This window comes from Roseateles sp. GW821-FHT09H11 (genome assembly GCF_059415845.1).
On sequence record NZ_JBWKOA010000001.1, the window covers coordinates 546,404 to 559,011 of the forward strand.

The 12,608-nt window shown below is 70.4% G+C and carries 12 protein-coding genes; 8 read left to right on the top strand and 4 right to left on the bottom strand.

The genetic code is table 11. From position 1 onward, the window contains the following. Nucleotides 1-12 precede the first annotated feature (12 nt). From AC07PR_RS02135 to AC07PR_RS02160, 6 genes are all read left to right on the top strand, one after another. Nucleotides 13-759, top strand: a complete 747-nt coding sequence (locus tag AC07PR_RS02135) for an SDR family NAD(P)-dependent oxidoreductase (protein WP_495134234.1) — start codon at nt 13-15, stop codon at nt 757-759. Continuing rightward, nucleotides 743-1,741, top strand: coding sequence for a 2-dehydro-3-deoxygalactonokinase (locus AC07PR_RS02140; RefSeq protein WP_495134235.1), 999 nt, complete (start codon nt 743-745; stop codon nt 1,739-1,741). Before AC07PR_RS02135 ends, AC07PR_RS02140 begins: the two co-directional genes overlap by 17 nt. A 7-nt stretch (nt 1,742-1,748) precedes the next feature. Next, nucleotides 1,749-3,074, top strand: coding sequence for a mandelate racemase/muconate lactonizing enzyme family protein (locus AC07PR_RS02145; protein ID WP_495134236.1), 1,326 nt, complete (start codon nt 1,749-1,751; stop codon nt 3,072-3,074). Between the two features lie 5 nt (nt 3,075-3,079). Then, nucleotides 3,080-4,345, top strand: a complete 1,266-nt coding sequence (locus AC07PR_RS02150) for an MFS transporter (RefSeq protein WP_495134237.1) — start codon at nt 3,080-3,082, stop codon at nt 4,343-4,345. A gap of 107 nt (nt 4,346-4,452) precedes the next feature. Further along, entirely contained in the window at nt 4,453-5,970 is a 1,518-nt protein-coding gene (locus AC07PR_RS02155; RefSeq protein ID WP_495134238.1) for a 2-dehydro-3-deoxy-6-phosphogalactonate aldolase, read from the top strand. 117 nt (nt 5,971-6,087) lie between these two features. Beyond that, nucleotides 6,088-7,092: an alpha/beta hydrolase gene (locus AC07PR_RS02160; protein ID WP_495134239.1), complete on the top strand. Its 1,005-nt coding sequence runs from the start codon at nt 6,088-6,090 to the stop codon at nt 7,090-7,092. Here AC07PR_RS02160 and AC07PR_RS02165 read toward each other — a convergent pair. Beyond that, nucleotides 7,058-7,675, bottom strand: coding sequence for a mechanosensitive ion channel domain-containing protein (locus AC07PR_RS02165; protein WP_483106422.1), 618 nt, complete (start codon nt 7,673-7,675; stop codon nt 7,058-7,060). The genes AC07PR_RS02160 and AC07PR_RS02165 overlap by 35 nt on opposite strands. A 232-nt stretch (nt 7,676-7,907) precedes the next feature. Between AC07PR_RS02165 and AC07PR_RS02170 the strand changes: the two genes are divergently transcribed. Beyond that, on the top strand, nt 7,908-8,201 hold the full coding sequence (locus tag AC07PR_RS02170) for a hypothetical protein (protein WP_377155051.1): 294 nt from the start codon (nt 7,908-7,910) through the stop codon (nt 8,199-8,201). Nucleotides 8,202-8,290: 89 nt separating this feature from the next. On the opposite strand, the gene AC07PR_RS02175 is transcribed toward AC07PR_RS02170, so the two are convergent. The 3 genes from AC07PR_RS02175 to AC07PR_RS02185 all read right to left on the bottom strand — a co-directional run bounded on the left by AC07PR_RS02175 (nt 8,291) and on the right by AC07PR_RS02185 (nt 11,375). Beyond that, nucleotides 8,291-10,039, bottom strand: a complete 1,749-nt coding sequence (locus tag AC07PR_RS02175) for a cyclic peptide export ABC transporter (protein WP_495134240.1) — start codon at nt 10,037-10,039, stop codon at nt 8,291-8,293. 104 nt (nt 10,040-10,143) lie between these two features. Then, nucleotides 10,144-10,458: a contact-dependent growth inhibition system immunity protein gene (locus tag AC07PR_RS02180; protein ID WP_495134241.1), complete on the bottom strand. Its 315-nt coding sequence runs from the start codon at nt 10,456-10,458 to the stop codon at nt 10,144-10,146. Nucleotides 10,459-10,460: 2 nt separating this feature from the next. Then, on the bottom strand, nt 10,461-11,375 hold the full coding sequence (locus AC07PR_RS02185) for an RNase A-like domain-containing protein (RefSeq protein ID WP_495134242.1): 915 nt from the start codon (nt 11,373-11,375) through the stop codon (nt 10,461-10,463). Nucleotides 11,376-11,656: 281 nt separating this feature from the next. On the opposite strand from AC07PR_RS02185, the gene AC07PR_RS02190 reads away from it, so the two are divergent. After that, a complete protein-coding gene (locus tag AC07PR_RS02190; RefSeq protein WP_495134243.1) occupies nt 11,657-12,595 on the top strand; it encodes an alpha/beta hydrolase in 939 nt (312 codons plus the stop codon). Nucleotides 12,596-12,608: the final 13 nt, after the last annotated feature.

Below are 12,608 nucleotides of genomic sequence, written 5' to 3' on the forward strand. Positions count from 1 at the left end.
CCAGGAGCAGCGATGAATCCCGCATCCCATGAACTCCACGGCCGGCGCGCGCTCGTCACCGGCGCCGCCAGCGGCATCGGCGCGGCGATCGTGCGGCGGCTGCAGGCCGCCGGCGCGACCGTCGCCGGCCTGGACATCGTCCCCGAGATCGCGTCGGACTGCGACCTGGTCGTCGACCTGCGCAACGGCGCGACGCTCGAGCAGGCGCTCGCCCAGATGAACCGCCGCATCGGCATGCCCGACATCGTCGTGCACGCCGCGGCGATCACGGCGATGGGCGGCGTGCTCGACGTCGACCCGGAGCGCTGGCTCGAGATCTACGACGTCAACGTGGTCGGCGCCGTGCGGCTGCTGCGCCACTGCACCGGCGCGATGAAGCAGCGCGGCGGCGGCGCGGTGGTGCTGATGTCGTCGATCAACGCCGACTTCGCCACGCCCACGCAGGCCGCCTACGCGGCCTCCAAGGGCGCGCTGAACAACCTCATGAAGACGGCCGCGCTGGAGCTCGCCCCGGCCGGCATCCGCGTCAACGCGATCGCGCCGGCCTCGGTCGACACGCCGGCGATGCGCGCCACGATGGCGCGCGCCGCCGACCCCGACAAGGCGGCGCGCGTCAACATGCAGCGGCATCCGCTCGAACGCTGGGGCACGGCCGAGGAAGTCGCCGAGCTCACGCTGTTCCTCGTGTCCGACCGCGCCGCCTGGATCACGGGCGCGGTCCATCGCATCGACGGAGGCGCCAGTGTCACGCGACGTTGAAGACCGCGCGGCCTCGCCGGCCTCATCCGCCTCATCCGCCGCGTCCGCCGCACCCTCCGTGCCCGCGCCCGGTCCGGCCGACACCGTCGGCATCAACTGGGGCTCGACCAACTTCCGCGCCTGCCGCATCGCGCCCACGGGCGAGGTGTCCGCCGAATGGTCCAGTCGGGGCGGCGTGGCGGGCCTCGGCCGTGACGGCATGGCCGCCACCATCGCCGCGCTGCGCGCGCAATGGCCCGACCTGGACACGCTGCGGGTGTACGCGTCCGGGATGATCGGCTCCAACATCGGCTGGGCCGAGGCGCCCTACGCCGCCGCCCCGGCGACCCTGGCCGACATCGCCGCCCGCCTGGTCCCGGCGCGCATCGGCACGACGGACCTGCGTATCGTGCCCGGCGTGTGCTGCCGCCGCGCCTTCGACGACGGCCCCGACGTGATGCGCGGCGAGGAGATGGAGCTGTTCGGCTTCGCCGCCGCGAACCCGCGCTGGAGCGGCCTGATCGCCCTGCCCGGCACCCACACGAAGTGGGCGCGTTTCGAGTCCGGCTGCATCGTCGATTTCTTCACCAGCATGTCGGGCGAGATGTTCGACCGGCTGACCGCCGCCGGGCTGCTGGCCTCGATCGTCGACGGTCCCGCGGTGGACGGACCGGCCTTCCACGAAGGCGTCGCCACCGGGCGGCGCCGTCAGCTGGGCCTGTCGACGGCGCTCTTCGGCGCGCGGGCCCGCGTGATGCAGGCGCGGCTGTCCAAGGCGGACGCGGCGTCCTACCTGCGCGGGCTGCTGATCGGGTCGGAGATCGCCGATGCGCTGGCGGTCCTGCCCGACCTGCGCGCCGCGGTGGTGCCGCTGGTCGGCAACGGCCCGCTGTGCCAGCTCTATGCCGCGGCGCTGCGCGCCGAGGACATCGAGAGCCGCTTCGTCGACTCCCGCCACGCCTGCGTCAGCGGGTTCCTGCATCTGCGCGCTTCCGAGGAGTGAGGTCACCGTGACACCGTCGCCCGCTTTCCCCGCTTCCGCCGCCGTGCCGACCGCCACGTCCGCCGCGTCCGCCATGGGCACCCCCGCGGGCCACCGCATCGCCCATGTCGAGGCCATCGCGATCCGCGTGGCGCGACCGTTGGCGTCCCACATGGGCCATCCGGTGCAGCCCACCGAGCGCGGCTACCTGATCGATCCGGACAACGGCACGATCTACCCGGCCGACGACCGCACGCTGCTGCTGCGCGTGACCTGCGAGGACGGCACCGTCGGCTGGGGCGAGACCTACGGCATCGTCGCGGCGGGCGCGGTGCAGGCGCTGGTCGACGACGTGATCGCGCCCTTCCTGCGCGGCCAGGATCCGCTGGACGTGCAGCTGCTGTGGCAGCGCCTCTACGACATGATGCGGGTGCGCGGCTACACCACGGGCTTCTGGCTGGACGCGCTGGCGGCGGTGGACATCGCGCTGTGGGACCTGTGCGGCAAGCGCCTCGGGTTGCCGGTGCGCAAGCTGCTGGGCGGCGGCGCGCGCGACCGCCTGCCGGCCTACATCACCCACATCCCGGGCACGGACCTGGCCGCGAAGCTGGAGGCGGTGGGGGCGTTGCGGGCCGAGGGCTACCGGGCGTTCAAGGTGCATGCGTCGTCGGCCTTCGATCCGGTGGCGCTGATCCACGCGATGCGGGCGAATTTCCCCGACATCGAGATCATGCTGGACCTGCACTGGAACCACACGGCGGGCGAGGCGATCAACATCGCCCGGGCCATCGAGTCCTGCCACATCGCCTTCCTCGAGGCGCCGGTCCACACCGAAGACATCGACGGACTGGCGCGGCTGGCGGCCGTCACGCGCATCCCGATCGCCGTCGGCGAGGAATGGCGCACCGTCTTCGACGCGCACCTGCGGCTCAAGACCGGCGCGCTGTCGGTCATCCAGCCGGAGATGGGCCGCACCGGCATCACGCAGTTCCTGCGCATCTGCCAGCTGGCGGACGTGTTTCACGTGCGGGTCGCGCCGCACGCCACGATCGGCTTCGGCGTGTTCATGGCGGCGAGCCTGCACGCCTCGGCGGCCGCGGCGATGTTCAGCGTGCACGAGGTGCAGAACCACTTCGTGCACCGCTACCTCGATCACTTCGACACGACGATGCGTTGCGAGGCCGGCCGGTACACGCTGCCGGAAGGCCCGGGGCTGGGCATCGCGCCGAAGGCGTCGCTGATGCGGTACGTCGTCGATCCGCGCGGGGGTACCGCATCCGCCGCATCCGCTGCATCCGGCACATCCGCTGCATCCGGCCTGTCCGCCTCGCGCGACCTGCCGCCGGGAGCCTGACCACCATGACCCGTTCGCGCTGGATCCCGCTGGCCGTGATGGCGCTGCTGTCCCTGTCCACCTTCCTCAACTACCTCGACCGCCAGGTGCTCGCGCTGCTGGCCCGGCCGGTGCAGCAGGCACTGGCGATGGACGACCGCGGCTACGCGGCCGTCGTCACTGCGTTCATGATCGCGTACACGCTGGGCAACCTGAGCTCGGGCTGGTTGCTGGACCGGCTCGGTCCGGTGCGCGCGATGCCCTTCTTCGTCGGCGCGTGGTCGATCGCGGGTTGCCTGAGCGGTCTGGCGCACAACACGCCGCAGCTCGCGGCGAGCCGCTTCTTCCTGGGCCTGTTCGAGACCGGCAACTTCATCGCCGCGCCGGTGGTCGTCGCCCTGTTCCTGCCGGTCCGCCACAAGGCCATGGGGATCGGCGTGTACACGGCGGCCGCGATGTTCGGCGCGGCCGTGTCGCCGCCGCTGGTCACCGCGATCGACGCCGCCGTCGGCTGGCGCATGGCCTTCCTGCTGCTCGGCGTGGTGGGGCTGTGCTGGGTCGCGCTGTGGTGGCTGCTGCCGCTGCGCGCCGCGCAGGCGGAGATCGCCGCGCTAGAGGCCGCCGACCCCGGCCACGCCCGCGTCGCCGCGCCGGTCGCCGACCCCGGCACCTGGCGCGAGGTGCTGACGGAACCCAAGGTCTGGGCCTTCGGCTTCGGGCAGATGCTGAGCTTCCCGGTCTGGTTCTTCTACCTGAACTGGTTCCCGAAGTACCTCACCGACGAACGCGGCCTGAGCACCCTCGAGATGGGCCATCGGGCCTGGGCCGTCTACCTGGCGGCGGCGCTGGGCTCGTTGTCCGCGGGCTGGGTGATCGGCGGGCTGGTGCGCCGCGGGCTGGCGCCGATTCAGGCGCGGCTGGTCACGCTCGGCGCCATCGCGGTGATCGCGCCGCTGGGCGCGGTCAACTACTTCGAACCGTCGATCGAGGTCAGCATCGCCTCGGCCTCCGCCGTCGCCTTCCTGCACCTGATCTGGCAGGTGACGATCACATCCATTCCGCTGGAGATCTTCAACCCGCGCCGCATGGGCAAGGTGCTCGCGGTGATCGGCGTGACCAGCGGCACCGGCGGCATCGTCAGCACCTGGCTGATCGGCAGCCTGGTCGGCACCGTCACCTACCGACCGATGTTCATCGTCATGGCGGGTGCCTATGCGGTCGCCCTGACGGTCGTGCTCCTGCTGCTGTCGCGCCGCGGTCGTGCGGCGGCCGCGCCGCTCCCGCAGACCTGAGTCACGACATGGCCGCCTTCATGGACGCTCCCCAGCACCGTCACGAGAACCGTCACCAGAACCGACCGTCGACCCGATCGCTCCCCGCCCTGCTCCGCCCACCACCGATGACCACCGCCACCTCCTCCGCCGCGCCGCCGCGCACTGCCTTCGAACGCCTCGACCTCGCCCTGGCGCGACTGCCCCTGATCGCGATCCTGCGCGGCCTGACGACGGACGCGGCCGAGGACGTCGTCGGCGCGCTCTTCGACGCGGGATGCCGCGTCGCCGAGGTACCGCTGAATTCACCCAGCGCCTTCGAGACCATCGAGCGGCTGGTGCGCGCCTTCGGCGACCGCATGGTCATCGGCGCGGGCACGGTGACGGACGTCGCGTCGGTGCGCCGGCTGGCCGCCACCGGCGCCGTGCTCTGCGTCGCGCCGAACACCGACACCGCGGTCATCCGCGCCGCGGTCGAGGCGGGCCTGGTCCCGGTGCCCGGCTACATGACGCCGACGGAGGCCTTCGCCGCGATCGATGCCGGCGCGCGGCACCTGAAGCTCTTCCCCGCCGCGGGCCGCGAATCGGACCTCGCCGCGCTGCGGGCGGTGCTGCCGCGCGGCGTGAAGCTGCTCGCCGTCGGCGGCGCGACGCCGGTCGAGCTCGACGCGCTGCTCGCGGCCGGTGCCGACGGCGTGGGGATCGGGTCGAGCCTGTACCGGCCGGGCGACGACGTGGCGCGGGTCGCGCAGCGCGCGCGGGCCTGGCGCGAGGCGTACGAGGCCACGCGTCAAGCGCCCGCGGTCGAGCGCTGCTGGAATCCCTTGGCCGTCATCGGCGAAGGCCCGGCCGCGCGCGCCGACGGCGGCGTCTGCTGGGTCGATCCGGTGCGGCATCGGCTGCTGCGCTGGAACGGCCGTATCGACGAGGGGCAGGCGTTGACGCTCGACAGCCCGGTGTATGCGCTGGCGACGATGCCAGGCGGCCTGGGCGCGTTGTCCAACGCGTTGGCCGGCGTGCTGGACGACGGCCTGTGCCTCGTCGACGAACACACCGGCGCCGTCGAGCGCCATGCCCGCGTTCGGCTGGATGCGGGTTGCCGCTTCAACGACTTGACGGTCGACTCGCACGGCGGCCTCTGGATCGGCGCGATGCACAAGGGCCTGCTGGCCACGCGTGGCGCGCTGTACCACGCGCCCGCCCTGGACGGGCCGATCCGTCGCGTGGCCGACGGCCTGGGCGTGCCCAACGGCATGGCCTTCGATGCGGACGAGCACACGCTGTTCGTCATCGACACGCTGTCGCGGCATCTGCTGGCATTCCCGGTGGACGTGGTCCTCGGGCAGCTCGGCCAGCCGACGATCGTGACCGACTTCCTCGACGTGCCCGGCAAACCCGACGGCATGACGATCACGCCCGACGGCGCCCTGTGGGTCGCGATGTGGGGCGGCGGCTGCGTGCTGCGGGTCGGCCGCAACGGCGCGATCGAGCAGACGGTGCGCCTGCCCGCGTTGCACGTGAGCAGCGTGTGCATCGACGCGCCCGGCACGGGGCTCTGGGTCACGACCTCGCGCGCGCGCCAGACCGAGGCGCAACTCGCCGAGACGCCGCATGCCGGCGCGCTGTTCCGGATCGCCTGGCGCTGAGCCGTCGGCCACGCGCGTCTGACCTGGCGGGTCGTTGGTCCCCCACAGGATCGCAACGCCCGGCGTGATTCAATCGGGGCATCATTCCCCGCGAAACACCGCGAGCCCTGGAGCCCCATGCACCGACATCCCGACACGCCCGCCGGTTCCGTCCATCGCCTGATGCTCGACAGCGAGGTGCTCGCCGGCAACCTGGTCGGCGCCCCCACCCGACGCCTCGTGGACGTGTACATCCCGCACGGGCATGACGGCCGAGGCCTGCCGCTGCTCGTGGACATCGTGGGCTTCACCGCTGGCGGCCCGGTGCACACGAACTGGAAGAATTTCGGCGAGAACGTGCCCGAGCGGCTGGACCGCTTGATCGCCGCCGGCGAGATGCCGCCGGTCGTCGTCGCCTTCCCCGACTGCTTCACCCGGCTGGGCGGCAACCAGTACGTCAACTCGGTCGCCATGGGCCGCTGGGACGACTTCCTCCGTGACGAGGTCGTGCCCTTCGTCGAGGGACGTTTCGACTGCGGCGGCAATGGCCGTCGCGGCCTGTTCGGCAAGTCCAGCGGCGGCTACGGCGCCATGGTCCATGCCTTGCTGCATCCGGACTTCTGGTCCGCGGCGGCCGTGCATTCCGGCGACATGGGTTTCGAACTGCTCTATCGCCACGAGTTCGTCCCGGTGCTGCGCGCGCTGTCCAAGGAGCCGGACGTCGGCCGATGGGTGGACGCCTTCTGGACTGCGAAGAAACCCAAGGACAGCGACGTCCACATCCTGATGATGCTCGCGCAGGCCGCGAGCTTCGACCCCGATCCCTCGGCGCCCTACGGCGTGCGGCTGCCGGTGACCGCCGACACCTGCGAGCTGATCCCCGACCGCTGGGCCAACTGGCTGGCCTGGGACCCGCTGACGCTGGTCGAATCGCATGGCCGCGGGCTGAGCGCGCTCAAGGCGCTCTACATCGACTGCGGGGACGTCGACCAGTACAACCTGGTCTATGGCGCCCGTCGCATGCACAAGCGGCTGAGCGCGATGGGCGTGACCCACGTCTATGAGGAGTTCGCCGACGATCACACGGCCGTCGACTACCGGATGGACCTCAGCCTGCCGATTCTGGCGACGGCCCTTTCATGAGGGCGACTTCCGCCGACGTCCCATTCCAGCGCCTCAGCGCCCGCTGGAAGAACAGGCTGTTCGGCAGCTGCAGCATCGTGCCGTTCTGCGCGTCGCCGCTCTCCAGGAGCGTGGTGTAGACCAGGTTGATGTCCACCACCCGGCCCTTGACGCCGGGCCGGTCGCCCGCTTCCAGCAGCTCCACGACGTCGCCGATCCGGAACGCATGCGTGATGTAGATCAGCAGCGTGCAGAACAGGTTCGAGAGCACGCTCCAGGCCGCGAAGAACGCGACCGCGCCCACCGCGGCGAAGCCGGTGAACGCCGTCCACAGCACCGATCCCGACACGCCCAGGCGCTCCAGCGACCACAGCACGGCGCCGCCGTAGACCAGCACGCCGATGCTGCGCAGGAACAGAGACGCGACCTTGACGGGGAAGCCATAGCGGGTTGTCAGCCGGCGGGAGATGAGCCCCGCCACGCGCATCAGCAGCCACGCGCCGAAGCCGATGATCACCACCTCGATCACCGGGACGAAGATGTCCAGCCATTCGGCCAGCCACAGGGGAAGACGGTCGTGCAGGGATTGGTAGAGCTTGTTCATGGCGCAGCAGATTACACGTCGATGGCGTCGCCACCGCTTCCGGGTGAGTGGTCGTTGCAGCTCATGATCGAAGCGACCGGCGGTTACAAACTTTGATCCCCGCCCCTTCGCCTTGCGCGCGGGGTCTTTACGCGGTTTCGCCGCTACAGGATCGCTTTTTGCTGTAACCCCTTGCTCGCAGGCCGGCGACGCTCGTCGCCGTTCACATTCTTTTCAAGACAAGGAGATTCCCATGAAGCGTTCCCTGTTGATGGTGGCCACGGCCACGGTGCTCTCCCTGGGTGTTGCGGCCGGTCCGGCCATGGCCCAGGCTTCCAGCCCGACCTCGGGCAGCGTCGATCAGGCCAAGGCGCTGAAGAAGCAGGCCGATGCCGATTACAAGGCCGCCAAGAAGGCGTGCAACGCCATGAAGGGCGATGCCGAGAAGCAATGCGAAAAGGACGCCAAGGCCACGCACGAGAAGGCCGAGGCGGACGCCAAGGCCATGAAGGAAAAGGCTGAGGCCGACAAGAAGGCGATGAAGTAAGCGGCGGCGCCTGCCGCGGCGCTTCGGCGCGGCGGCAGGCGTTCGGCCTCGGCCCGCGATTGCGCGACCCGTGAAAGCGCGGGCCGGGCTCAGCTCACCGTCAGTTCCCGCTCAGCCCGCTCGTCGTCGACCGCGGGCTGATCTGCCGTGCCGGCGTCGCCGAGGATCTTCCCGTTGCCCATCCGGATCACGCGATCCGCCAGATGGAAGTAGCGGTCATCGTGCGACACCACGATCACCAGGTGGCCCTTGTCGCGCAACTCCGGCAGCAACTCCGTGTAGAAGAGATGCCGGAAGGTCGGATCCTGATCCGCCGCCCATTCGTCGAAGACCAGCACGGGCCGGCCCTCGAGGTAGGCGTGCACCAGCGCCAGCCGCTTGCGCTGCCCGGTCGACAGGTCCACGGTGCTGAAGGAGCCGTCCTTCACCGACACCTTGTGCGCGATCTCCAGCCGCTGCAGGTAGGGCAGCGCCCGCTCGGGGAGGCTGCCGCCCTGCCCGGCTTCGGCGGCCAGGTCCTCGAACAGGTAGAAGTCCGAGAACACCGTCGTGTAGAGCTGACGGTAGTGGTCCCGCGTCTCGTCGGTCACCGGCGCGCCGTCTGCCAAGACCTGACCCTGCTGCGGCGCATACAGCCCGAGCAGCAACTTCACCAGCGTCGTCTTGCCCGAGCCGTTGTCGCCGACGATGAACACCATCTCCCCGCGCTTGAGCCTCAGGTCCACCGGCCCGAGCACGAAGGCCTCGCCGCCGTCCGGTTTCGCGAAACCGTAGCGCACGCCGCGCAGCTCGATCGCGTCGGCCAGCGCGGCGGGCTCGCCCGGCTTGTCGAGGTCGAGGAAGGGTTCCGGCGTCGCGAAGCGCGCCGACATGTCCGCGATCCGCTGGAACGCCACCCGCGCCCGGCCGATGCCCGGCACCGCCGCGGCGATCTGGTCCAGCGGCCCCTTGAGGAACAGCAGCACCAGCACGAAGCCGCTCAGCACGGCCGGCTCCATGGTCCGGAACGCCGCCCAGCCCAGGATCAGCGCGATCAGCAGGAAGAACAGCGCCGAGCCGAAGGCCGTCGCCAACACGTAGGTGTTGATCGCGCGCCAGTTGATCTCGCGGATGCGGTCGACGGTGCCTTCGATCTGGCCGCCATACATGCCTGCACGACGAGCGCGGTGCATGCGCAGTTCCTTGGCGCCATCGCTGATCGCGCGGTAGGCCTTGTGCAACTGCTCCTCGGCGTCGCGCGCCTTGTGGAAGCCGCGGATGCCGCGGGCCTGCGCCCAGGTCTGCACGCCCACGCCGATCACCAGCGCCACCAGCAGCAGCCCGAACAGCGGCGGCGACAGCCACGCCAGGTAGCCGAGGCAGCCCAGCGTGATCGCCAGCGCGATCACCGCCGAGGACAGCACGAAGGCAGCGTCGCTGATCATGTCCACGTCGCCGGTCAGCACCGGCATCAGCCGGTGCGTGCGGTAGCGCTCCAGCGCGTCGATCGGCGCGGCGAGGATCTTGCGCGCCAGGCTCTTGCGTACCTGGGCCACCAGCCGCTGGCCGACCAGGTTCGTGCACATGCTCGAGGCCGCGCGTCCCACCAGCGCCACCGCGCACAGTGCGACGAAGGTCAGCAGCAGCCCGCCGGCCATGCCGCCCGGGCGGTTCAGCACCTCGTTGATCGTGCCCAGCAGCGCCACCGTCGCCGCGCCGGCGGCGATGCCGGTCACCGCCGACACGAGCAGCCACGGCAGGAAGGGCTTCAGGAGCGTGGAGACTTCGCCGGCCTTGCCGGGAGCGGCGATATCGGAGCGGGGCGCGGCGCCCGCCGGGGTGCCAGGAGCAGTGTTCATCAGCGTGGTCTTTCAGCCGCCGGCGCGAGGGCGCGGCGGACGGGGTGAGGTCCTACCCCGTAGACGTTCCAGCGGCGCGGATGTTCACGGCGCCAGTGGCAGCGTCATGGACTGTTGCCCAGCGAGGATCGGAGGGTCAGGAGAAAGTCCCGCGTCGTCGGGCAGAACGCCGACGGAATGATGTCGGGCTCGAAATACGCCTGAAACCGCTCGTCCATGCCGTCGTCTCCGGTCTCGAGAAATCTGTCGATGTCGGCGACCAGCAGTTGCACAAGCTGTGTTGTCGCCTCTTTGCGGAAGGCGCCCACGATGTCCTCGATCGAGTCGCCCTCGATGTCGAAGTCCTGGTGGAACCATCCCCCCATGAAGGAAGCCAGATCTGGGAACTGCTGCTGACCCTTGAGTGTGTAGCTGGGCATGGTCAAGGCACCGGGTAGGCTGTGAGAACGAAATAGACCCGATTCTGCTGCTGCACGCGTCGAAGCACGACCACCATTCGATTCATCTGTTGCATCGCGCCTGTTGCCCGCACAACCCCCTCTCCCACCGACGAACTCGCCTGGTAGCGGAAAACCTCTCTGCCGCTTGCCGACGAGGACTTCGCCCAGGTTTCGATGGCGGATCGATTCGCTCGCAGCGCGGCTGCCACATGGCGCTCGGCATCCGCGAGGCTGCGGAAAGTGGTGGCCGCCGGAATGCGTGGCTCGCGCAGCAGGCGCGCCCGCAACTGCGGTTCGGTCTGGCCGACATGCTTCAGGATGGTGTGACCGCCAGCGGCCTCCTCGGCCGCAAGACTGATGGCCCCGCGCCTGACCGCGATAACGCGTAAAGCGCCGACACCGCCCGCCAGGAGCGGGATGGCAATGTCAGCCCCGAGGCCGATCATCTCCGCGGTTGCCGGATCCGCGCCGAGCGCTGTGGATGCGGACCTGGCCGCTTCGGCGGTGAGCGTTCGCGTGTCCCGACCCGACGTGATCTGCCGAATTGCAGCTGCCGAGGTATCGGCGCCGTGGACACCAAGCGCACCGCCGGCGACCTTGGTCAGCGCTGTGGGCTCGGGAACGAGCAGCAGGCCTGCCGCGCCGACCAGCTCGAGCGCCCCTGCGACCAGTTTGCCAACACCCCAGAGTCGATTAGCCAGCGTGGGCCCTTCGTCCAGGCTCTCGCCCGCGAGCACGGCGGCCAACTGAATGGGCGTGAGGACGACTTGCAGCCCGTCCATGGAGTCAACATCGCATTGAACCGACGTGACGTGATCATCGAGACCGTGCGCTCCTGGCGGCAAGGAGCGATGCAGGCAAAGCGTTCCGTCGTCGATTGGCTCGGCGTAGGTCATACCGAGCGGGCCGGGAGGTCTGGAGCTTGCCATGTTCTCGTTTGGCAGATGAGGGCGTTGGCCAGACCGCTCCGATGAGTGCTCTTCAGCGCGGTCGAATCAGCGGGGATTCTGAACTCGCAGGAGCCATTGCACGTGATCACCAAAGTCACGGAACTTTTCCGCGACACCAGCTTCGAGTCATCCCGGACTTCAGCCATGCCGTGAACAAACGCGGCCCCAGGACGTCTCTCTTCGGACACCACCGAACCGGCATCGCCCCGATGCCGCACCCCGCGCCCATGCCTTTGCATCCCGACCTGGAAGCCTTCCTCGAGCTGGTCAACGACGCCAATGCCGACGGCCCGGCGCTCCATGAGATGACGCCCGCGCAGGCCCGCGCGGCCTACGACCGCTCGACGCTGGCGCTGGACGAGCCCGGCCCCGACCTGCCCTGGGAGGCGCTCGCGCTGCCGGCCCGCGACGGCCACGCGCTGCCCGCGCGCCTGTACAGCGGCGGCACGGAACCGCGCTCGCCGGTGCTGCTGTTCTTCCACGGCGGCGGCTATGTGCTGGGTGGACTGGACTCGCACGACTCGCTGTGCCGCGACCTCGCGGCACGCGCCGCCTGCGCGGTGCTGGCCGTCGACTACCGGCGCGCGCCGGAGCACCGCTTCCCCACCGCCTTCGAAGACGCCGAGGACGCCGCCGCCTGGCTGCGCGGCCACGCCGGCTCGCTGGGACTGGATCCGGCGCGCATCGCCGTCGGCGGTGACAGCGTCGGCGGCACGCTCGCCACCGCGCTGACCCTCGCGGCGCGCGATGCCGGGCTGCCGCAGCCCGTCCTGCAGCTGCTGCTCTACCCCTGCACCAGCGCTCGCCAGGACACGCCGTCGCACAAGCGGCTGGCCAGCGGCTTCCTCCTCGAAGAGCGCAACCTGCAATGGATGTTCGGCCAGTACCTGCGCGACGACGCGGACCGTCTCGACTGGCGCTTCGCGCCGCTGCAGGCGGCGACCCTGCAAGACCTGGCCCCCGCCCACCTGGCGCTGGCGGAATTCGATCCCCTGCTGGACGAGGGCCTCGCCTACGCCGAGGCCTTGCGGACCGCCCGCGTCCGCGTCACGGCCAAGGTCTACGCGGGCATGGTCCATGACTTCGCGCGGCTCGGCAACGTCGTCGAGGAGGCGGCCACGCTGCGCGCCGAGCTCGCCGCCGTGCTGGCCCAGGCCTTCCGCTGAGCGCCTCCGCGCT

Bases quoted from the DNA above. Each gene is read 5' to 3' on its own strand.
- AC07PR_RS02135 (WP_495134234.1), top strand. From the start codon at position 13: ATGAATCCCGCATCCCATGAACTCCACGGCCGGCGCGCGCTCGTCACC.
- AC07PR_RS02150 (WP_495134237.1), top strand. From the start codon at position 3,080: ATGACCCGTTCGCGCTGGATCCCGCTGGCCGTGATGGCGCTGCTGTCC.
- AC07PR_RS02155 (WP_495134238.1), top strand. From the start codon at position 4,453: ATGACCACCGCCACCTCCTCCGCCGCGCCGCCGCGCACTGCCTTCGAA.
- AC07PR_RS02160 (WP_495134239.1), top strand. From the start codon at position 6,088: ATGCACCGACATCCCGACACGCCCGCCGGTTCCGTCCATCGCCTGATG.
- AC07PR_RS02165 (WP_483106422.1), bottom strand. From the start codon at position 7,675: ATGAACAAGCTCTACCAATCCCTGCACGACCGTCTTCCCCTGTGGCTG.
- AC07PR_RS02170 (WP_377155051.1), top strand. From the start codon at position 7,908: ATGAAGCGTTCCCTGTTGATGGTGGCCACGGCCACGGTGCTCTCCCTG.
- AC07PR_RS02175 (WP_495134240.1), bottom strand. From the start codon at position 10,039: ATGAACACTGCTCCTGGCACCCCGGCGGGCGCCGCGCCCCGCTCCGAT.
- AC07PR_RS02180 (WP_495134241.1), bottom strand. From the start codon at position 10,458: ATGCCCAGCTACACACTCAAGGGTCAGCAGCAGTTCCCAGATCTGGCT.
- AC07PR_RS02185 (WP_495134242.1), bottom strand. From the start codon at position 11,375: ATGACCTACGCCGAGCCAATCGACGACGGAACGCTTTGCCTGCATCGC.
- AC07PR_RS02190 (WP_495134243.1), top strand. From the start codon at position 11,657: ATGCCTTTGCATCCCGACCTGGAAGCCTTCCTCGAGCTGGTCAACGAC.